The sequence below is a fragment of the Gluconacetobacter takamatsuzukensis genome, assembly GCF_014174275.1.
In the GTDB taxonomy this organism is placed as follows: Bacteria; Pseudomonadota; Alphaproteobacteria; order Acetobacterales; family Acetobacteraceae; genus Gluconacetobacter; species Gluconacetobacter takamatsuzukensis.
This window is the reverse complement of the sequence record NZ_JABEQK010000001.1, coordinates 230863-250687: the sequence shown is the minus strand read 5'-3', so window position 1 is coordinate 250687 and position 19825 is coordinate 230863. Positions and strand designations below refer to the sequence as shown.

Below are 19825 nucleotides of genomic sequence, written 5' to 3'. Positions count from 1 at the left end.
GTCTCCGCCGCTTCAATGCGCGACCGCCGCCGCAGCGGCTTCGTCAATAAGGGTACCGTCGCGAAAACGCTCGATAGTGAACGGCGCATTGATCGGGTGGGGCTCGTCGCGCGCGATCGTCCAGGCAAACAGGTTTGCCGCCCCCGGCGTCGCCTTGAAGCCGCCGGTGCCCCAACCGCAGTTCACATACAGGCCCGGCACCGAGGTCTTCGCCGTGATCGGCGAGCGATCGGGCGTATTGTCGGTGATCCCGCCCCATGACCGCAACATCCGCAGCCGGCGGAAATCCGGCACCAGTTCGCAGATCGCCTCCAGCGTATGCGCCGGAATATGCAAGCCACCGCGCTGAGTGTACGACACGTAGGAATCGGTGCCGGCACCGATCACCATCTCACCCTTGTCGGACTGGCTGATATAGGCGTGGATGGTGTTGGACATTACCACGCACGGAAAGGCCGGCTTTACCGGCTCGGACACCAGCGCCTGCAATGGGTTGACCTGCAACGGTAGGCGGATGCCCGCCATAGCCAGCACCACCGAGCTATGGCCCGCCGCCGACACGCCGATCTTGCCCGCGCGGATCGGCCCCCGCGTCGTCTGCACGCCCGTCACCTTGCCCGATGGGTCACGGTCTATGCCCGTGACCTCGCAATTCTCGATGATGTCGACGCCCAGGTCGCTGGCCGCGCGCGCGAAGCCCCAGGCCACCGCATCATGCCGGGCGGTGCCGGCGCGGCGCTGCAGCGCAGCCCCCAGGACGGGATAGCGGATATTGGGCGAGATGTTCAGCGGAGGGCAGAACGCCTTGGTCTCTTCGGGCGTCAGCCATTCATTATCGATGCCGTTCAGCCGGTTGGCATAGACATGCCGCTTGAAGACCTGCACGTCATGAACCGTATGCGCGACCATCAGGCAGCCGCGCTGGCTGAACATGACGTTGTAGTTCAGTTCCTCCGACAGGCCTTCCCATAATTTCAGCGCATGTTCGTAATAGGACGAACTTTGCTCGAACAGGTAGTTCGACCGGATGATCGTGGTATTGCGCGCAGTATTGCCTCCCGCCAGCCATCCGCGTTCGACTACCGCGATGTTGCACAGGCCATGCTGCTTGGCCAGGTAGTACGCCGCACCCAGCCCATGGCCGCCGCCGCCGACGATGATGATGTCATAGCTCGGCTTCGGCACCACCGAACGCCATTGGGGTCGCCACCCCAGATGACGCCCCATTGCCTGACGAGCCAGAGAAAACGCGGAAAATTTCTGCATGGCGATCTGACTTCACCTCCGCGCCGACACGCGCGATCGATGCGATGATGGAAGCCGCCCCCGGCAAAATCTTTTACAAAAATGACACGCCACTTGCATGTTCGCGACATCACGACAATCGCACCGATCCCCGCGACGGCTTGCCGCCGTCAGGAGCCGCGACAGACGACGTGCAGCTTGTTCCCGTCCGGATCACGAAGGTAGGCGCCGAAATAATCCGGGCCGTAATGGGGGCGCGGCCCCGGTGCGCCCTCGTCGCTGCCACCATGGGCCATGGCAGCTTCCCATGCCGCCCGCACCGAATCGTGGTTGTCCGCCGCCAGCGCGCACATCCAGCCATTGCCAACGGCCGCCGGCCGTCCGTCGAAGGGGCGCGTGAGGTAAAGCATCGGCCCTGCCTCGCCCTTGCGCCAGCCCGCGAAGCCGCCACCCTCGTCAGTCCAGATCCGGGTAATGCCCAACGGGCCCAGGAATGCGTCGTAAAACGGAATCGCGCGAGCGACATCGTCGACATCGATGGTCACATGGCTGAACATTGATCAGGCTCCGGCGACAGGGGTCAGGTCTCGATCGGCACATCCTCAAGATCGACACACCAGCCTGCCTGCGAGGCGGTGAAGATCTGCCGGCGCGGCCGGATGCCGGGGTCGTCATCCAGCGTACCTGCCGGAATGATCGTCAACCGCCCGTTTCGAGTGGTGTGGGGAATGGGCGTGCCACAGTTGCGGCAGATCGCGGTGGCAAAGCTGCTCGCCGTCGGCAGGTCCCAGCGCATGACCATATCCGGATCGCCGGAAAGCCAGACCACATCCTCGGGACGGGCGATCAGGTTGGCGGCAAAGGCCGATCCCGTCGTCTTTCGGCAACGCCCGCAATGACACAGCACGAAATCCAGCGGCGCGCCATCGAGACGATAGATAATCGCGCCGCACAAGCAACTACCGGTCAACGGGCGCGGCACATCCGTGCTCCTGCTAGCGGATGCTGACATGGATGTCAGATGTCCAGGACCGTCCAAGCGGCGTTACGATCAGCATGGAGAAGCGATCTGTCCCCAGCGCGCCCGGTACCGGGTGATAGATGGCCCGCACACCCTGCCGAGGCTGCAGATTGCAGGCCCGCCGTTGATTGCCGGCCCCATAGTGGGGATAGTACGCACCCGGTTCGATCGTCACCGTGCCATGCGCGGGCGTATCCTGCACTCGTACCGTGACCTGACCTGAGGCCGAGCAATCCGGATTCAGCACAAACCATGTATTCACGATGCCCGGCTGGCCGGCCGCTACCGCGAAGTCCCGGACAAAATGGTCATTGGTTGCCGCACTCACCGAGACATCGGAACTGGCGATGATCCCGCCAGGCCGCCGTTGGACACAGCCGGCGAGCATGAGGGACGCAACAAACAGAAGAGGGATGACGGCTCTCATCGGGAACACTCTCCGCTGGGCCGTTTCAGGATGCCAGATCCCGCCCGTCCCGTCAGCGGGACATGGCCCCCTGTCACGGATCATGAGGACGATTTTAGAATCGGCCTCCCTCAGCGTCGGCGCGTCACCTCATACAGCGCGACCGCCGCGGCATTCGAAACGTTCAGGCTTTCCATGTCGCCCGGCATCGCCAGCCCCGCAATCTCATCGCAATGCTCGCGGGTCAGCCGCCGCAACCCATCTCCCTCGGCCCCTAGGACCAGGGCGACGCGTCGCTGCCCGAACGTGCCGCCATCCAGCACCCCTCCACCGGCATCCAGCCCCACGACCCAGAAATTCCGCTCCTTCAGCAGATCCAGGGTACGGGCCAGATTCACCACGCGGACCAGCGGCACGACATCCAGCGCGCCGGAGGCAGCCTTTGCCAAGGCCCCCGTCTCATCCGGCGCGTTGCGATCCATCACCACGACGGCGGCGGCACCAAATGCGGCAGCAGACCGCAGGATCGCCCCCACATTGCGCGGATCGGTCACCTGGTCCAGCAACAGCAATGGACCAGGGCGCTCCACAGCATCCTCGATCGCCAAGGACGGCAGGATATCAGTCAGGATCGCAACGCCCTGATGCACGGCGTCGCGGCCACACAGCGCCTCCAACCGCGCCCGGTCGGCGCGTTGAGGCTGCATCGGCAGGGGCACGTCCAGCCGCTGACGCAGGGCGGCTTCACCCTCTTCAGTCGTCAGGATCTGACGGACTCGCCGTTCCGGGTTCGCAAGGGCGGCCAACGCCGGATGCAGTCCATACAGCCAGTAGGTACCACGCGGCGTGGTCCCGCCGCTCCGCCGGGATGGCCGGGAAGGTTCCCGGGCGACGGTCTCCGCCCGATGGTCGGTCGAATGGGAAGCGGTTCTGGCGTCCGGACGACGCGGGAGACGGGTGCGCATCCCCTCGATATAGGACGAACCGCCTCGTCCGTCACGACATGCCGCAAGAGAATGCACACCGTCCTGCTGCTCTCACGTCGAGCGTCACGACGGCCCACGGCATCTGCATCCGAATTCGTAAACGCTCGACGATACGGATCGAGGACCGCCGTCACTCCATGGGGAGCGGCAAGGACAAACACGCCCGCACGCACACTCCCTGCGCCCTGCACGGGATCCGATTTGCACCCCTGCCTGTTCTCGAGCAGGTAAAACACCTTGTTTCGGCGTCGACCAGCCCAGGAGCAAACGCAATTAGGCTTTACCTACTTGCCTATACAGAAGGCAGCAATCAGGATCAGAAAGGCAGAACGCTATCCAGGACCTGCTGTCCGTAGCGCGGTGTCTGTATCTTGCTCAACTGGCCACGGCCACCATAAGAAATCCGTGCCTCGGCGATCCTGTCATGGGTCACAGTATTATCTTCCGTGATATCCTGCGGTCGCACGACTCCGCTGACCATCAACTGGCGCAATTCGCCGTTCACCCGGACTTCCTGCCGGGCCATGACGACGAAATTGCCATTCGGCAGAACCTGGGTAATGGTCCCCGCCAGAGCGAGCGTGACCGTTTCGTTTCGTGTGATCGTACCGGCCGCCGTATTGGCGCTGGCACTGCTGGTATCAAGCGCCGTCGAACTGGACAGCGTCTTGCCCTGGGCGCCAAAAAGGCTGGGAATGCCGAACGTCTGGGAACCGCTGCCAGCGGCTGAAGTATTGTTCACTACGGCCGCATTGTCAGCAATATTGACGTCGATCGTAATCAGATCCCCGACCTGAGAAGCCCGCTGGTCCTTGAAGAAAGCCCGGCTTCCCGGCCGCCACAGGCTACCGACTTCGGTGGGAGGTGGCTGCAGCGGTGGCATCGGCATCGTGATGGGGCGGTAATCGGGAGCCTGGGTCGGATCCGACGTCTTCGTCATGCGCGGCGGATGACCTAATTCGCTCAGGTCGGCCAAGCCCGTACACCCCGACAGGCATAACAGCCCGGATAGGATCGCGGTGGACAGGGGGGACTTCTTCACAGGCGGGCTCCAACGCTACCGAAGGGACAGATCTGCTCTCGGAGGAGCGAGCGCAGCCGCTGCCAGACTCCGCATGCCGGCGGAATCGGATGGCACTCCCCCGCTTCCCGGTTCAACCTCGACTTCCGATGCGCTTACAACCCGTCCTGTTATGATCATGTGGCTCATCAGATTGAGGACGCGCGCATATTGGCTCGCCCCTCCGTCCTCCAACGCGCGTCCTGTCGCCGTCAGATGCAGCCCGGGGGCGGTAAAGGCAATCAGAACCGGATCGCCCCTATGAAGCAGAATGGTTCTTTGCACGTCCTGGTCGGAAACCGCTTCACCCGCGACCACGCCATGGGTCAGGGTCAGTCCTTCCACTTCGGCCGCATTCGTGAACGTCTTGGAGGCAAGATGCTCGGCGTAGGCATCGTTCATCCGGACATCGGACGCCGAGAGCACCGTTCCACTGGGAAGGGAGCGCGCATAGACAATAACCCGATGCGTCGCATGAATAACACCGGTCAACATAAAGGAATCCTGCGTGATATCCCCCACCGGCCGGCCGCGATAGGCGGTCGCAGTAAACCACCCGCTATGCTGATCCCATTTGACATCAGACAGTACCACGGGTTTCGGATCGTCAGTGGCGACCACGAACGGGTGGAAATCCTGCAATTCGATTGCAACGGGTCCATTACCGATTTCGGGCAGGTTCTGGCGCACGAGTTCGGCGAAGAATGTCTGGTCCAGCATGCGCCCGGCACGCGTGATGGTCGCCATGGCCGAAGGAGACTGGTCCAGCCAATCAACGCCATATTCGTCGGCAATGGCCAGTAATTGCCCCCCTCCGACCTGAATACTGGCACCCGGCGCGGGGCCAGGTCCCAGCGGGCGATCCTGCCCCGGCTCCAAGTCGGCAAAAAGATCGGACAGCCTTACCGTCTCCGAGGTAATGACCGTGGCGCTTCGCAGCGTTGCCGCCTGAGGCGTGGCGGTCTGCACCACCATGCAGGCAGCCATAACGACGCCCGCGAATACTCCACGTGCCCGCATGTTACTTCAGATTGGTCAGCGTTTGCAGCATCTCGTCGGAAGCCGTGATGACCTTGCTGTTCATCTCATAGGCACGCTGCGCAGTGATCAGGTCCGTGATTTCCGTCACAACGTTGACCGACGATTCTTCGATAAAGCCCTGGCGAATCGAGCCATAGCCCACGCTTTGAGGAGTCGCGAGATTGGCTGTTCCCGATGAGGTCGTCTCGGTAAACAGGTTCTGCCCCATCGCTGCCAGACCGTTTTCGTTCTGGAAGGTCGCAAGCTGGACCTGGCCGGCGACCTGTGCATTGGTCTGGCCCGTAAGAGTATACTGAACCTGACCGGTCTGGTCGATCGTGATGTTTTCGGCGTTGTTCGGCAGCGAAATATTGGGGGCGAGCGGATAGCCATCCGCCGTCACGATGGTGCCATCCTGAGACAAAGAGAACGTCCCGTCACGCGTATAGGCATATTCGCCCGACGGCAGCGTGACCCGGAAATAGCCGCGCCCTTCGATGGCCATGTCGAGGGAATTGCCGGTCTGCTCCAGCGTACCCTGTTCGTTGATGCGATAGATACCGGCCGTACGGACACCAAGCCCGACCTGCGCACCCGCCGGTACGAGGTTGCCGTTGTCGGAGCTCATGGTGCCGGCACGGCGAAGGTCCTGATAAATCAGATCCTGAAATTCAGCACGACGACGCTTGTACCCCGTCGTGGTCATATTGGCGATATTGTTGGAAATGGTCTCGACGTTCGTGGTCTGCGCCTGCATGCCTGTATTGGCGATGTCAAGGGAACGCATCATGGGATGACTGTCCTCCGGATGTGCGGCGCTGTTCGGCCATCCACTGCAACAGATGTAGGTCTATTGTATTCCTGCATGCCATAGTCCGTCGGATCGTATCCACGCTATGCATTGCCGCTGACACAGCTACGACCATGTCGCGCCCATGGCAAGATGTTTCATGGGGACGCGACACGTTAAATTATATTGGGAAGATGCTCGCCAAAACGACGCAAGGCGACCATTGCTCTTGCCGCCCAGCCATCTATCCGACCTCAGACACGATCAAGACGTGCCGATGCACAACACCTGAGGATCGAAGCGGCGTTCCTTAACATCTGCCGCTCCAGCACCCAAGGCAGGACCGGCACGCCCTGGCAGGCAGATCGACACAGCGAAAGCAATGCGTTCCCTCAGACGGTCACAATGGGCCGGATGCGCCATTCGGGATTGGCCAGCCTCAGGCCGGCCGGGCGCCCCCTTATAAGGGCGCGCGAGCTCCGCCAGATATGGCAGACAAGGCACGAATCGCGACAGCGGCAACGGGCGCATATCCTTTGATTTGGGAGGGAGGCCTTGGGCTGTCCCAGCACTGCGCCAGATATCGCAACAAGACCATTGACAGACTCGTCCACTGGCCTTAACCACCCTTCCCAAGACGGAAGGGTGCCCGAGTGGCTAAAGGGGGCGGACTGTAAATCCGCTGGCGTACGCCTACGTTGGTTCGAATCCAACCCCTTCCACCATAATTTCCGGCAAAGCAGAATGTTTGGTCAGAACTGCGGCGAAGAACGTCACGCAGACTTGGCGCTTCGATGCCATTCTGTCCACCCGGATGACCCCGCCGGAATTTCAACAAAACCCCGCCCCCCCCTTGCCGAGACTCTCCTTCGGCCATTTGCAATTCTGACAAACCGAAATTCATATTGACATCGACACCAGCCCCTTCCACAGACTGCCCACAAGGTCCAGTCAGGGAGAACGCTGGTCGCGAAAGGTTAATGACGCAGCTTGACAGCAACCTCCATTGCCTTCATTTTTACTGTGAATCATGCGCAGTGTCGGAATTTTTCTATCCGCCAAACAAACGCACAAGAAAAAAGCCGACGCAATTAAAGTAAATCATTTTGGATATTTACCGCAAAAATTTTTATGGGAAGGCTAAATTGCCAATTCCAGCTTGTTCTATTATTCAAACTCCGAGATCAAGCTAGGAAAGTCGCGTGTCGTCGTCAGAAACCCGAAAGCCGGTCAGATCAAGATGCTGATGCCCCGCCTGTCGTTCGGGAAACTCGTGCATGTCTCATCCATCCTGATGACTCTGCTGCTGGCAATGAACATGCATGCGCTGGCCGGACACCTGAAGGAAGACGATATCGAATCCGGCGATCCCACACCACAACCAGCGATTTCCGCAGCCCAGCCGCCCCCCACGGAAAACCCAACGGTTCCCGAAACTCATCGGCCAGCGGAAGTGCAGAACACCATCGAGGGCTGGACGTCAGTTCTGTCGTCCGACACCCGCCAGAATCCTCCCGCTCCGAGCAATGCCGCCCCTGTGCAGAAAGCCGCACAGGTCGGTCAGATGGGGGCGTCACCCCATATTCACGAGATCGATCCGGTCGTCGATACGGCCGAAGCAGGCTTGGTGAAAGACATTCTGACCCGACAGCCAGACATCGATCAGCAGAAAAAAAACCTGGAAGACCAGAAGCGCGTCATAGACGCTGCCAACCAGGCGCTTAACGAAAAGATGCGCGTTCTGGACAACTCGATGGCGAGCGTGGCCGAGAAGCAGGCCGCCCAGCAGGAAACAATGTCCGCCGAGACGGACAGGCTGGTGAAGATCTACGAAGAAATGCCGCCCCGGGAAGCGGCGGCAATCTTCAACATCATGGATATTCATGTTCTGGTTTCCATTGCCAACAAAATGGCCCCCCGCAAGATATCCAGCGTCATGGGATACATGATGCCGGAACGCGTGAATATCGTATCGCAATACATGGCCGGCGTGCGGACATTCCGCCCCTCTCACCCGCCTTCGGACGGCATGTCAGGGCAGACCCCGGATAGTGGAGCTGCCCCATGGTGGTCAAAGAGCAGAACCGCACCCAGGCAAGTCGAAGAAGAGTCGTTGAAACTGTCACGTCAATAACGTGACAGAATTTCGCCCTTTCGTACCATCATACGCACGGCAAGCCTGATACGAAGGCCGCCCCGCAAATCTCTTATGATATAAAATACAGACCTTCAGTAGAAAAATCGATTGATCTCTTCTTCCGTAAAATGATTATAATAAAAATTTATTGTACACAAACGATAAAAACAAAAAATTCCCCAACAAAAAAAACACCTCGATATCAAATACAACACTCCCGCCCTGAAGAAATTACGGAATTGTAATATTTATGACCCCCTACCTATTTTCCTCCTTTTTAGAAAACCCTTGCGACGTACCGCCTGCATGGATGAGAAAGGGCACGAAAGACGTGACAGCTGTTGTGAAACACCTCGCGCGCAGGCATATTCGACACGATTCATCCGCATCGCCTGAGTCAGCCGAATGCTGGGCAGCGTCTTAAGGGGCAGGAACTGGCAGTCATGACTATCAAGCGCGGCGCCCTGACACTGATGCTGGCGCTGCTTTCCAGTTGCTCGGCAGATACTGTGGCCCGACATCTCGCGGGGCGTGAATGCAACGCCGGCTACATCCAGGAAGGTGAAGACTGGTGTGCCCCGCCGGAAAGGCCTCCCGTCCCACAGCCCTACTGCACACAAAGCTGGAATGGCGTGGATTGCTGGAGCCGCCCCGACCAGATGCCGAACGTCGCTCGCGCCGTCGGCGAAGGACCGACCGGCCTGACCCAGGACCAAAATGCGAACAGGCTGAACATGTCGGTTAAAGAGGCCCCGCCGACAAACAGCTATATTCCTTGATGGCAGAGGAAATCATCTCGCCCCGCGGCCCCGATTGATAAAGATACGTTCAGTTACAAGTCAGACGTCGCGATCGCGAGACTTCGGCTTCCGGGATTTTCCTGCGGATCGATTTTTTTGCCCTTCCGGAGAATCCCGGCCACGCTATTATGGCTGTCCAGCGCTCCCGGACGACATTGGCGTGGTATGACAGCGCGAACAGCAAAGACGATTCCATGCAAAATTCACCGGCAGTTTTCATGACTTTCTGGTACAGCGCTGTAGCAAAGTAGCGGTTTTCTTATGCAGAATTTATTGGCCGGCCTCAAAAATCTGGGACGCACGCGACTGATCGTGCTGGGAGCGGCGGCTGCGCTCTTGCTCGGGGCGATCGGTCTGTTCGCGTTTCGCGGCGGCGGCCAGGCCATGGCTCTCCTTTATGGCGGCCTCGACCTCAACGAATCCGCCCGCATGGTCGAAGACCTGAGCAAGGCGCATATCTCCTCGACGACCAGCCAGGATGGCACCAATATCTACGTGCCGAAGGATCAGGTCGCCAATGCGCGCCTGCTGCTGGCCAAGGATGGCCTGCCCAGCGGCGGCAGCGTCGGATACGAATTGTTCGACAAGACCGCGACGCTGACCAGCACGCAGTTCGAGCAGACGATCAACGAGACCAGGGCCTTGGAAGGCGAACTGGAACGCTCCATCCGCCTCCTTCACGGCGTACGCAACGTCCGTGTCCACCTCGTCCTGCCGCACCGCGATCTGTTCTCGACCCAGACCAACCCGTCGCAGGCCAGCGTCGTTCTGGATATCGGTAATTCCGGCCACATGGCGCCGGACGGCATCCAGGCCATTCAGAATCTGGTCGCGGCAGCCGTTCCCGGCCTGCGTCCTCAAAGCATTTCCATCGTGGATACCCGCGGCGACGTCCTGGCCAAGCCGGGTGATCCGGACAGCATGGACGGGCAGGAAACGACGCTCGAAAAATTCCGCCATTCGGAAGAACAGCGCCTGGCCCAGGCCGCAGAAGACATGCTAGCCCCCACTTTGGGCGTCGGCCACGTCCGTGCTCGGGCGGCCGTCACCATGAATACGGACGAGATCCGCGAGACCGAAGAAACCTACGATCCCAACCAGCAGGTCCTGAGGTCACAGCAGACCACCTCGGACAAGAGCGTCAATACCGAAGCCAGTCCGAACACTTCAGTCGCGAACAACCTGCCGAACGCCAACGCGAACCAGTCCACCCGCAGTGGGTCCAACGACGACCGCCAGGAAGAGACCGACAATTACGAGATCGGAAAAAGAGTCCGCGTTGTCAGCCAGACGCGCCCCCGCGTCTCCAGAATCAGCCTTGCCGTGATGGTCGATGGCACATACGTCAAAGACAAGAATGGCAACGAAGTCTGGAAGCCGCTGGATGCCAGCGAACTCGAAAGAATCTCGGCCCTCGTGAAGACGGCCGTCGGTTTCGACAAGGGACGGGGCGACGCGGTCGACGTCGTCTCCATGCGCTTTGCCCCCGATGCGGGAACCGGGCTATCGGCAGAGAATGGCCCTCTCTTCAGCCGGGACAACTTGATTTACATCGCCGAATGGGTCATTCCCATCCTGCTGGCGCTGGGCGCTATCTTCCTGGCGGTTCGCCCCATGCTGCAACGGGGCAAATTGGGCGCATTGGCGACGGCTGCCGCGACGCCGCTTCAGGCCAAGCGCGGAGCCACTCCGAGCAGGCCCGCGCTTCCAAACGCCAACGAGGTCGAGGAAGAAGAGACCGTCACCATTGAAGGTGTTATCGGCAAGCCGCGAGCATCTGCCATTTCCAGGGTGCTCACCCGTGTAGACGAGAGTCCGCGCGAAACGATCTACGTCATCCGCAACTGGCTGGCCTCTCCAGACCTGAAGAAAGGGCATGAACGTGCCTGATTTCGCAATGGAAACCTCCGCAAAGAGTGACGATCCGTTCGGCGCCCCTGCCGTCGCCCTGACCGGCAAGCAGAAAGCCGCGGTGCTCATGCTGGCACTCGGCCGTGACAAGGCGGCGAAGATCCTGCGCCTGCTGCATGAGGACGAAATTCGTGACATTTCGATCTCCATGTCCACACTCGGTCTCGTGAGAGCCGAGGCCGTCGAGAGCGTCTGCGAGGAATTTTCGAGAAATTTCGAATCTCCGGAAGGCCTGGTCGGAACATACGAGACCACCGAGGAATTTCTGCGCCGCGCGCTGCCCCCGGATCAGGTCGAGAAGATCATGGACGAAATCCGTGGCCCGGCCGGACGGACGATGTGGGACAAGCTGGGGAACGTTCAGGAAACCATCTTGGCCAATTACCTGCGCAGCGAATATCCGCAGACTGCCGCCGTCATTCTCAGCCGCCTCCAACCGGCCCACGCCGCGCGGGTGCTGGCATTGTTGCCGGAGGACTATGCGACCGACGTCATGATGCGCATCCTGCACATGGAAACGGTGCAGCGCGACGTGCTCGACAGCGTCGAAGCGACCTTGCGTTCGGAATTCATCTCCACCCTCGGCCGATCGGCCAGACGGGACAGCTACGAATTGCTGGCGGAAGTGTTCAATAATTTCGACCGCAAGACGGAAAGCCGCTTGATGGAGTCGATGGACAAGCGCAACCACGACGATATGGAGAAGGTGAAGTCGCTGATGTTCACCTTCGAAGACATCAAGCGCCTTCCCCGCGAATCGCTTATGCGAATCGTCAATCAGATCGACCGCGAAAAGCTGCCGTTGGCCCTCAAAGGCGCGTCCGATACCGAACGCAAGCTCTTCCTGCAATGCATGACGAAGCGTGCCGGCAGCATCCTCCTGGAAGAAATCTCGTCGTTGGGGCCGGTCCGCGTCAAGGACGTGGAAACGGCACAGGCCGAAATCGTCGCGACCATCAAGAACATGGCAAATGCCGGCGAGATTGACCTGACCGACAGCGCCGGCGGCGACGAAATCATCCCGTGACCAACCCCACTCCTCCCTCTTCGTCCAGCATTGGGGCCGCGACGATATTTCCTCGTCGTGCGGGCATCGTCGACGTCCGTCCGACGAACCCCAGAAGCCTTTGCAAACTGGTCGAATTGGAGGATTTCGGCATTTCCGCCGAAATCGCAGGGAAAGCGGGCGCGAAGAACGGTCCAGACGCGTCCCGTTCCGCCGAGCCCGAACCCGATCCCGATCTCGTCACGATCCATCGCGACGAGATCGCCGCCATGCGCGAGACCGCCTTTCACGAAGGCCAGGAAAAAGGAGCCAAGGAAAAGGAGGAGGCGTTGCAGGCCTTGTTCGCCTCCCAGTTTTCCGCTCTATCAGCAGCCTTCGAGGCCGAAAATGCCAAGCGGTCTCAACTCGTGAAGGATGCCGCCGATAGCTTTACAAAGAGCGTTGTAGAGGTCATCCACCACCTGACCGCCTTGGACGATACGATCTTGGCGGGTCTGGAGCACAACCTCGTGGCGGACGCCAGACAATTCGTCACTGAATGCGAAGGCGAAGTGACCGTCCGTTGCCGGGAGTCCGACGCGCATTCCCTGCGCGCCATGGTCAGCGAAGACAGCCGCGTCCAACTGGAAACCATACCGGACACGGAGCCCGCCATTATCAGCGTCCTTTCGGAGACGAATGCCATTGTCATCTCCCCGGAACAATGGCGAAAATCAATCGTCGAAAAGATCGTCGCCGCCGTCACGGCTTTGGCCGAACAGCGCGCGAATGAGTGCCAGCAAAGAACATAGACTAGGCAGAGAGAATCATGAACTCGGACAATGGACCTATCGGGCTGGAGGATTTCGCGACGACCTCGGCGCCCGCCGCCTCCGCCCCATCCGACACGCCGGAACAGGCCGACAAGGGTCAGGCCAGTATCGGCACCAATCAGATGGAAGCGGTCTATGACATTCCGGTCAAGATCACGGCCGTGATCGGCACGGCGACGATGCCGGTCAGCCAGTTGCTCCGACTGGGGCGCGGCGCGGTTGTCGAGCTGAACAAGAAGCTCGGCGAAGCTGTCGATATTTATGCGAACAATCGCCTGATCGCCCGCGGAGAAGTCGTCGTCGTCGATGACAACCATATCGGCGTCACGATGACGGAAATCCTTTCGTCCTCGCCCGGCTCGTCCAGCTGAAGAAGACGAAATGTCAGGGCCAAGCTTTCCGACCGCGTCCCAACCGGGATCACTGGGACTTGGCACGGGAATGTTCCTGACGACATGGCTGACCGTCGCCGCGTCTCTCGTGGTGGTGGTCGCCTTGATTCTGCTCAGCCGCCACGGCCTGAAATTCCTCGAGCCCTATCTGATGAAAGGGCGCCGAACCCGTGACCTGGTCCTTGTCGAGAGTCTGTCCATCGACCAGCGCCGACGCCTCAGCGTCATACGATATGGTAGGAAAACAGGCTTGATCCTGACCGGTGGAAGCACGGATGTGTTTCTGGGGTGGACGGACGCGGAAGACGGTTTTCCGTCATCTCCGTCCTCCGGGAAACTGCAGACCGACTGATCATGTGTCATGTCAGCAGCCGCGCGAGCGTTTCGACAATCGGGCAAAAACAACAGGATTGTCCCGTCGCATGCACCGCACCGAGCAGAACCGGAATGCCGTGCAAAGATTCGATCGAGACGAACAAAGGGAGCGTGACGCCTTGACAGCCCGATTGCTCGCGAACCGCATCCTCGGTTCAGGGGCCCTGGTCACAGCCATTCTGGCCTTCACGGTGCTGGCTGTCATGCCCGATCCCGCGCTGGCTCAATCCCTGACGCTCGATCTCGGCAAGGGATTCGGCGATACGGGAACGACCAGTCGACTCGTGCAGTTGACGGCCCTCATCACGCTCCTGTCCCTGGCTCCCAGCCTGCTGGTGATGGTCACCGCGTTCACCCGCATCATCATCGTTCTATCCCTTCTGCGCGGCGCGATCGGCGCGCAGGGCACGCCACCCAATACGGTCATCATCGGCCTGGCGCTATTCCTGACCTTCTTCGTCATGCAGCCGGTTCTCGAGCAATCGTGGAATCACGGAATCGTTCCGATGATGGAGGGCAATGTCAGCGAGATGGACGGCCTGAAAGCGGCGGCCGAACCCTTCCGCACCTTCATGCTGGCCAATGCGCGCCCAGCCGACGTCACGACATTCCTGCATCTGGCGAACCTCCCGCCGCCGAAAACCCCCTCCGAAACCCCATGGCGCGTACTGATGCCAGCCTTCATGATCGGGGAGCTCAGTCGCGGGTTCGAGATGGGGTTCCTCCTGTATTTGCCATTCCTGGTCATCGATATCGTTACATCCAGCGTGCTGATGAGCCTGGGCATGATGATGTTGCCGCCGGCTACGATTTCCCTGCCGTTCAAGCTGATCTTCTTCGTCATGGTCGATGGCTGGCAGATGGTTTCGGGCGGCCTGGTCCGAAGCTTTGGCGGCTGACCAGGCCGCAGGGTATCAGAATAAAATGAATACGGATTTTACTTCGTCATTAAGCTAAAATTTAACGACTCATTAATAAATTTGTCCCATAGCCCTTTGGCCGCGAGGAAATAATACCTTCCGCTTTCTTTTCACGACCGGAGCGTACCCGCTTCCACGAGGCAGGAAGCGCAGCGTCAACAGCTGGAAAGTAATATGAATTTTCGAAGGGCGCAGACACCACACGGCGATGCGCAGGCCGGCGCCCCAACATTCCTCTTGCGCGCCCGCGAAATCACCACTCAAATAAAAACATCTCTTTACAAGGTACCTAAGGGGTCTTGGAGAACAGGCGTCAGCCCATTATCCTTGGCATATGCTAGGGGTACGCTGTGAAAGAGCCATTGGTATCCGGTGCGCCATTCGAAGCCGGGCCGTATGCACGCGCAACTCCGATCGTGACGGTACTCCGCCAAGTGTGTAAGGAAAGTTAGGTCAGCATGTTGAATTGGCTGTATCGGGACGCACCGTTCCGAAGCAAGATCAGAACGGTAATGTTGGCTCTGGAAGCATATCTTCTGCTCCAGATCATTATTGAGACTGCCGGCTACTTCATACATGAGCCGATCCAGCACATGTTCATCCTGAATATGTGCGCTCTTGGCTTTGGCGCATTCGTTGTTCAGATGATCTGGTTCATGCTGTCGCGCGTGGTCACAATGCCGCTCGAGACGCTGACCGAACTGGGTGAGAAACTGAGCAAGGGCGAACTTCCCAGCAATGTGCCCTTTCTTGAAAACGAGGATTGCGTCGGCCGCATGGCCCGCGTGATGGTCCAATTCGCACGCCGGGTCGAGGAACAGAAAGAGGCGCAGAGCCGCCTGACCTCCATGGCGGGAGAAATCCAGCAATCCCTCCAGCGCAGCCAGACACGCGACCAGCAGACCCATGCCGCCATCGACGAACTGGGTGCGGCCCTGGCGGATATGGCGCACGGCGATCTGCGGACCAGAATCACGAGCGATATTTTCAACGGCGAGTTTTCCCCCCTTCGCGACGCCTTCAACAACTCGGCAGCCCGCCTGAACGATGCCATGCGTGCCCTGGCCAGCAATTCGGAACTGATCGCGACAGGTGCCACCGAAATTTCGACCGCATCCGACGATCTGGCGAAGCGGACGGAAAAGCAGGCAGCCAATCTCGGCCAGGCGGCCGCGTCCGTACGCACCATTACCGACGGTGTCCAGCGCACGGCCAAGGCCTGCTCGGAGGCCAGTTCGGACGCCAAGCAGTCCCTCGACAAGGTCAAGTCGGCCACCGACGTCATGACCCAGACGACGCAGGCAATGGACGGCATCAAGAAATCGTCGGACGCGATCGGCGAGATCATATCGGTCATCGACGGCATCGCTTTCCAGACCAACGTCCTGGCACTGAATGCCGGCGTCGAGGCAGCGCGTGCCGGCGACGCGGGCCGCGGCTTCGCTGTCGTGGCGCAGGAAGTCCGCTCCCTCGCAGAAAAATCCGCGAAATCGGCCAATGAAATCAAGCGTCTGATTTCAGTCTCGGCGGAACAGGTCGACAAGGGGGTCGATCTCGTGCAGCAGACCGGACGCTATCTGGGCGAATTCGCCGGCAGCACGAAAAATATCGCGACTCGCGTCGAGGAAATCTCGGTGTCCACGCGCGAACAGGCTCAGCGCCTGTCTGAAGTGACGAGCAGCATCGGCGACATGGATCAGGTCACGCAGCAAAACGCGGCGATGGTCGAAGAAACGACGGCCGCCAGCCATAATCTGACGGCCGAGACCAGAACGTTGACCCAGACCCTGAGCCGCTTCAAAATCAATGAAGATCGCGGAAACCATACATTTGACGAAAGCATGATTACGCTCCCCGCTGAACGGCCTGTCGTAAAGACGCCTCAGACACCGAAGGCCCGCACGGCTTCCACGCCGTTGCTGACGACGTCGTCCGATCAGGGATGGGAAGATTTCTGATGTCCACTGACACCGAGACGGCTCCCGCCCCAGCTGCCCGTGTGACATTGCCCGACCGTCTGGATTCAGCGGCGGTCGATGTGCTCAAGGGCCTGATCGAACAGGCTGAAGCCCAGAACGCCGATCTTGACGCTTCCGAGGTCACTTATGTCGGCGGCCTGTGCCTTCAGGTTCTTCTGGCCAACGGTCGCCCCTTGACCGCGCCGTCAGAGAAAGTCAGGGAAGCGTTCGCCCTCTTCGGGGTCAGTGAATTCCTGTCGGAACCCACCCCTTCCTCCAGCGAGCTCTCAGCATGACGGAAAAACAAAATTTGCGTGTCTTGACCATTGACGACTCCCGAACCATGCAAGGAATGCTGCGTAAGGCGTTGGAAGAAGCAGGGTATGACGTCATCCAGGGGGCCGACGGCGTCGAGGGGATCGAAGTCCTCGAAAGTGCCGATCCTCCGCCTAAAGTCATCATCACCGACATCAACATGCCGCGCATGGATGGTTTTGGTGTGATCGAAACCGTCCGCAAAATGAGCCAGTTCAAACATCTGCCGGTCATTGTGCTGACGACGGAAAGCGATCCCGAGAAAAAGGCCAAGGCCCGGGCCGCCGGCGCGACAGGATGGATCATCAAGCCATTCAGCTCCGACAGCCTGATTGCGGCAATCCGCCGAGTAACAGCCTGAAAAAGCGGGGACGGCATGAGTTCCGATATGGACGACATCCTGCAGATCTTCTTCCAGGAATGTGACGAGCAACTGCAGGAACTGGAACGCGGACTTTCAGCTCTGTCGGATGGCGAATCCGAACATGAAACCGTAAATGCCGTCTTTCGCGCCGTGCATTCGATCAAGGGTGGAGCCGCATCGTTCGGGCTCGAGAACCTTGTTCGCTTCTCCCACGTGTTCGAAAACTCGCTGGACGGCCTGCGTTCGGAACGCTTTGCGCCAACGCCTGAAGTCGTCAAGACATTCCTCAAGGCGATGGATGTCCTGAGTGACCTCGTCAGCGAAGCCCGTGGCGGCAACACGGTAGATCCGGCCCGCGTCGCGGAAAGCCAGGCCGAACTGGCTGCCATCAGCGACAGCGGAGACCAGAGCGCCGCCTCTTCGGCGTTGGCCGCAACCGAAGCCGCCATTCCGCAGGATTTCACCCCGATCCCGATGGATTTCGAGCCGATTTCCGCGGATTTCGAGCCTGTCCCGGTCGATCTGGACTTCGGGGAGCTTGCCGCACTTGCTCCGGCCGCCCTCATCGTCACGTTCCGTCCGCATGATGCTTTGTACGAACGCGGCGACGATGCCCGGAATATCCTGATCGGTCTCACGGATATCGCGACGGAAGCCGGCGGCCAGATCGAGGTCACCTGCGATCGCTCGGCCCTGCCTCCCCTCGCCGATCTGATTCCCGGCAAATCCTATCTGTCCTGGCGCGTGGTCCTGCCTGCCGACGCCTCGGAAGACAGCGCCAACGCCGTCTTCGACTGGGTCAGCGATACCTGCGATTTCACGCTCACGCGTGACGAGGCGGACGACACGACGCCTGCCGATTCGGCCCTTGAGCACCCGCTCGACCAGGCCGAGCCGGAAACGACAGATTCGCTCACGGAAATGGATCTGGCGGAGCCTCATCTCCACGACGATGCCGTCGCGCCGCTGGCCTCCGCTACCCCCCTCGTGCCGTCGATCGCGGCGGCAGCCCAACCCGCAGCGGGAGGGGTCCATGCAGCAGCCCGCAAACCCGAACAGGCATCGATTCGCGTCGATCTGCATCGCATCGACAATCTGATGGATCTGGTCGGCGAACTGGTGATCGCCCAGGCAGCGATCGAATCCCTGTCCCGGCGGACCGATGCATCCGGTCAGCATGAGCTGGTCCAGAGCATCAGCAGCATGCAGTCCCTGACGCGCGACATTCAGGACGCCGTCATGGCGGTGCGCGCGCAACCGGTGCGCAGTGTGTTCCAGCGCATGCAGCGCGTGGTGCGCGAAGCATCCTCCATGACCAACAAGAACATCGTCCTCCTGCTGGAAGGCGAAGACACCGAGGTCGATCGGACGCTGGTCGAGAAATTGACCGATCCGCTGACCCACATGCTGCGCAACGCTGTCGATCATGGAATCGAGAGCGAAGAAGCGCGTATCGCCGCCGGCAAGCCGGCGGAGGGGCATATCGTTCTGTCCGCCGAACACCGGTCGGGGCGCATTCTGATCACCATCAAGGATGACGGCGCGGGTATCAATCGCCAGCGCGTCTTTGATACGGCGGTCAAACGGGGGATCATACCGCCGGATGCCTCCCTGACCGACGAGGAGGTCTATAATCTGATCTTCATGCCCGGGTTCTCGACAGCGGCGACGGTGTCCAACCTGTCCGGGCGCGGCGTCGGCATGGATGTGGTCAAGCAGGCCATTCAGAGTCTCGGCGGCCGCATTACCATCAGCAGCGTACCAGGCAAAGGCACGACATTCGGTTTCAGCCTGCCTCTGACGCTCGCCATTCTGGACGGCATGCTGATCGCTGCTGCTGGCTCCACCATGGTTCTGCCGATCTCGGCGGTTATCGAAACCATGATCGTCAATCAGAGGGATATCTATGCCCTGCCCGACGGCAGCAACGTGGTGTCCATCCGCGGCGACTGCATGCCGCTGATCCCCCTGGCAACGGCACTGAAGCTCTCCAGTGCCTCGTCGCCGGAATCGTTCCACAACGCGGTCATTCTGGTCGTCGAAAACGAAGCCGGCGCCCGGGCCGCCCTGGTGGTTGACGAGATCCGCGACCAGACACAGGTCGTCATCAAAAGCATGGAGAGTAACTACCGACCGATCTTCGGCGTCTCCGCGGCGACCATCCTTGGTGACGGCAGTGTTTCCCTGATCCTTGACGTCTCGGCACTGGTCGCGTCCGCCATCGGCCAGATCGACACCAAATCAGCCAATATCCGCGCCGGACTGGCAGCATAGGCAGACCATACGGATCATCGGTATTTAAGCAGG

Annotated in this window: 20 protein-coding genes and 1 tRNA gene; 13 read left to right on the top strand and 8 right to left on the bottom strand. The window is 60.0% G+C overall.

Going from position 1 to position 19825, the window contains the following annotated elements; all coding sequences use genetic code 11:
* Positions 1-12 precede the first annotated feature (12 nt).
* The 8 genes from HLH27_RS01150 to flgG all read right to left on the bottom strand — a co-directional run bounded on the left by HLH27_RS01150 (position 13) and on the right by flgG (position 6525).
* Positions 13-1266 (bottom strand): sarcosine oxidase subunit beta family protein, encoded by a 1254-nt coding sequence (locus HLH27_RS01150; protein WP_182947256.1) that lies wholly within the window; start codon positions 1264-1266, stop codon positions 13-15.
* A 149-nt stretch (positions 1267-1415) separates the two neighbouring features.
* A complete protein-coding gene (locus HLH27_RS01145) occupies positions 1416-1802 on the bottom strand; it encodes a VOC family protein (RefSeq protein ID WP_182947255.1) in 387 nt (128 codons plus the stop codon).
* 23 nt (positions 1803-1825) lie between these two features.
* Positions 1826-2215 (bottom strand): GFA family protein, encoded by a 390-nt coding sequence (locus HLH27_RS01140; protein WP_246375287.1) that lies wholly within the window; start codon positions 2213-2215, stop codon positions 1826-1828.
* A 25-nt stretch (positions 2216-2240) separates the two neighbouring features.
* Positions 2241-2693 (bottom strand): hypothetical protein, encoded by a 453-nt coding sequence (locus tag HLH27_RS01135; RefSeq protein WP_182947253.1) that lies wholly within the window; start codon positions 2691-2693, stop codon positions 2241-2243.
* A 110-nt stretch (positions 2694-2803) separates the two neighbouring features.
* On the bottom strand, positions 2804-3637 hold the full coding sequence (locus HLH27_RS01130) for a TrmH family RNA methyltransferase (protein WP_182947252.1): 834 nt from the start codon (positions 3635-3637) through the stop codon (positions 2804-2806).
* 337 nt (positions 3638-3974) lie between these two features.
* Positions 3975-4685: a flagellar basal body L-ring protein FlgH gene (flgH, locus tag HLH27_RS01125; RefSeq protein ID WP_220790239.1), complete on the bottom strand. Its 711-nt coding sequence runs from the start codon at positions 4683-4685 to the stop codon at positions 3975-3977.
* Between the two features lie 30 nt (positions 4686-4715).
* On the bottom strand, positions 4716-5693 hold the full coding sequence (flgA, locus tag HLH27_RS01120; RefSeq protein ID WP_182947250.1) for a flagellar basal body P-ring formation chaperone FlgA: 978 nt from the start codon (positions 5691-5693) through the stop codon (positions 4716-4718).
* A gap of 46 nt (positions 5694-5739) precedes the next feature.
* Complete coding sequence (gene flgG / locus HLH27_RS01115) at positions 5740-6525, bottom strand: flagellar basal-body rod protein FlgG (RefSeq protein WP_182947492.1); 786 nt, start codon at positions 6523-6525, stop codon at positions 5740-5742.
* Positions 6526-7167: 642 nt separating this feature from the next.
* Here flgG and HLH27_RS01110 point away from each other — a divergent pair.
* The 13 genes from HLH27_RS01110 (at position 7168) to HLH27_RS01050 (ending at position 19792) form a co-directional block, all read left to right on the top strand.
* Positions 7168-7253: transfer RNA gene (locus HLH27_RS01110), tRNA-Tyr, on the top strand.
* A gap of 434 nt (positions 7254-7687) precedes the next feature.
* Positions 7688-8662 (top strand): MotE family protein, encoded by a 975-nt coding sequence (locus HLH27_RS01105; RefSeq protein ID WP_182947249.1) that lies wholly within the window; start codon positions 7688-7690, stop codon positions 8660-8662.
* A 446-nt stretch (positions 8663-9108) separates the two neighbouring features.
* Positions 9109-9444, top strand: a complete 336-nt coding sequence (locus HLH27_RS01100) for a hypothetical protein (RefSeq protein WP_182947248.1) — start codon at positions 9109-9111, stop codon at positions 9442-9444.
* A gap of 282 nt (positions 9445-9726) precedes the next feature.
* Positions 9727-11355 (top strand): flagellar basal-body MS-ring/collar protein FliF, encoded by a 1629-nt coding sequence (gene fliF, locus HLH27_RS01095; RefSeq protein ID WP_182947247.1) that lies wholly within the window; start codon positions 9727-9729, stop codon positions 11353-11355.
* A gap of 7 nt (positions 11356-11362) precedes the next feature.
* Positions 11363-12403, top strand: a complete 1041-nt coding sequence (gene fliG, locus HLH27_RS01090) for a flagellar motor switch protein FliG (RefSeq protein WP_182947491.1) — start codon at positions 11363-11365, stop codon at positions 12401-12403.
* The gene (locus tag HLH27_RS01085; protein ID WP_182947246.1) at positions 12400-13173 is read left to right on the top strand and encodes a FliH/SctL family protein; all 774 of its coding nucleotides are present in this window, start codon (positions 12400-12402) and stop codon (positions 13171-13173) included. The genes fliG and HLH27_RS01085 overlap by 4 nt, the downstream gene beginning before the upstream one ends.
* A 17-nt stretch (positions 13174-13190) precedes the next feature.
* Entirely contained in the window at positions 13191-13565 is a 375-nt protein-coding gene (gene fliN / locus HLH27_RS01080; protein WP_182947245.1) for a flagellar motor switch protein FliN, read from the top strand.
* A gap of 70 nt (positions 13566-13635) precedes the next feature.
* Positions 13636-13938, top strand: coding sequence for a hypothetical protein (locus tag HLH27_RS01075; protein ID WP_246375283.1), 303 nt, complete (start codon positions 13636-13638; stop codon positions 13936-13938).
* A gap of 226 nt (positions 13939-14164) precedes the next feature.
* Entirely contained in the window at positions 14165-14860 is a 696-nt protein-coding gene (fliP, locus tag HLH27_RS01070; RefSeq protein ID WP_182947490.1) for a flagellar type III secretion system pore protein FliP, read from the top strand.
* Positions 14861-15339: 479 nt separating this feature from the next.
* Positions 15340-16839: a methyl-accepting chemotaxis protein gene (locus tag HLH27_RS01065; protein WP_182947243.1), complete on the top strand. Its 1500-nt coding sequence runs from the start codon at positions 15340-15342 to the stop codon at positions 16837-16839.
* Positions 16839-17135, top strand: a complete 297-nt coding sequence (locus tag HLH27_RS01060) for an STAS domain-containing protein (RefSeq protein ID WP_246375281.1) — start codon at positions 16839-16841, stop codon at positions 17133-17135. The genes HLH27_RS01065 and HLH27_RS01060 overlap by 1 nt, the downstream gene beginning before the upstream one ends.
* Positions 17132-17515: a response regulator gene (locus HLH27_RS01055; protein WP_182947241.1), complete on the top strand. Its 384-nt coding sequence runs from the start codon at positions 17132-17134 to the stop codon at positions 17513-17515. Before HLH27_RS01060 ends, HLH27_RS01055 begins: the two co-directional genes overlap by 4 nt.
* Before the next feature lie 27 nt (positions 17516-17542).
* The gene (locus tag HLH27_RS01050) at positions 17543-19792 is read left to right on the top strand and encodes a chemotaxis protein CheA (protein WP_246375279.1); all 2250 of its coding nucleotides are present in this window, start codon (positions 17543-17545) and stop codon (positions 19790-19792) included.
* Positions 19793-19825 lie beyond the last annotated feature (33 nt).

What these genes read in the sequence shown, in the direction of transcription:
- fliN (WP_182947245.1), top strand. Translation starts at nt 13,191, where the DNA reads ATGAACTCGGACAATGGACCTATCGGGCTGGAGGATTTCGCGACGACC.
- HLH27_RS01065 (WP_182947243.1), top strand. Translation starts at nt 15,340, where the DNA reads ATGTTGAATTGGCTGTATCGGGACGCACCGTTCCGAAGCAAGATCAGA.
- flgA (WP_182947250.1), bottom strand. Translation starts at nt 5,693, where the DNA reads ATGGTGGTGCAGACCGCCACGCCTCAGGCGGCAACGCTGCGAAGCGCC.
- HLH27_RS01060 (WP_246375281.1), top strand. Translation starts at nt 16,839, where the DNA reads ATGTCCACTGACACCGAGACGGCTCCCGCCCCAGCTGCCCGTGTGACA.
- HLH27_RS01130 (WP_182947252.1), bottom strand. Translation starts at nt 3,637, where the DNA reads ATGCGCACCCGTCTCCCGCGTCGTCCGGACGCCAGAACCGCTTCCCAT.
- fliF (WP_182947247.1), top strand. Translation starts at nt 9,727, where the DNA reads ATGCAGAATTTATTGGCCGGCCTCAAAAATCTGGGACGCACGCGACTG.
- HLH27_RS01135 (WP_182947253.1), bottom strand. Translation starts at nt 2,693, where the DNA reads ATGAGAGCCGTCATCCCTCTTCTGTTTGTTGCGTCCCTCATGCTCGCC.
- HLH27_RS01055 (WP_182947241.1), top strand. Translation starts at nt 17,132, where the DNA reads ATGACGGAAAAACAAAATTTGCGTGTCTTGACCATTGACGACTCCCGA.
- fliG (WP_182947491.1), top strand. Translation starts at nt 11,363, where the DNA reads ATGGAAACCTCCGCAAAGAGTGACGATCCGTTCGGCGCCCCTGCCGTC.
- HLH27_RS01100 (WP_182947248.1), top strand. Translation starts at nt 9,109, where the DNA reads ATGACTATCAAGCGCGGCGCCCTGACACTGATGCTGGCGCTGCTTTCC.
- fliP (WP_182947490.1), top strand. Translation starts at nt 14,165, where the DNA reads ATGCCCGATCCCGCGCTGGCTCAATCCCTGACGCTCGATCTCGGCAAG.
- HLH27_RS01145 (WP_182947255.1), bottom strand. Translation starts at nt 1,802, where the DNA reads ATGTTCAGCCATGTGACCATCGATGTCGACGATGTCGCTCGCGCGATT.
- HLH27_RS01075 (WP_246375283.1), top strand. Translation starts at nt 13,636, where the DNA reads ATGTTCCTGACGACATGGCTGACCGTCGCCGCGTCTCTCGTGGTGGTG.
- HLH27_RS01150 (WP_182947256.1), bottom strand. Translation starts at nt 1,266, where the DNA reads ATGCAGAAATTTTCCGCGTTTTCTCTGGCTCGTCAGGCAATGGGGCGT.
- HLH27_RS01050 (WP_246375279.1), top strand. Translation starts at nt 17,543, where the DNA reads ATGGACGACATCCTGCAGATCTTCTTCCAGGAATGTGACGAGCAACTG.
- flgG (WP_182947492.1), bottom strand. Translation starts at nt 6,525, where the DNA reads ATGCGTTCCCTTGACATCGCCAATACAGGCATGCAGGCGCAGACCACG.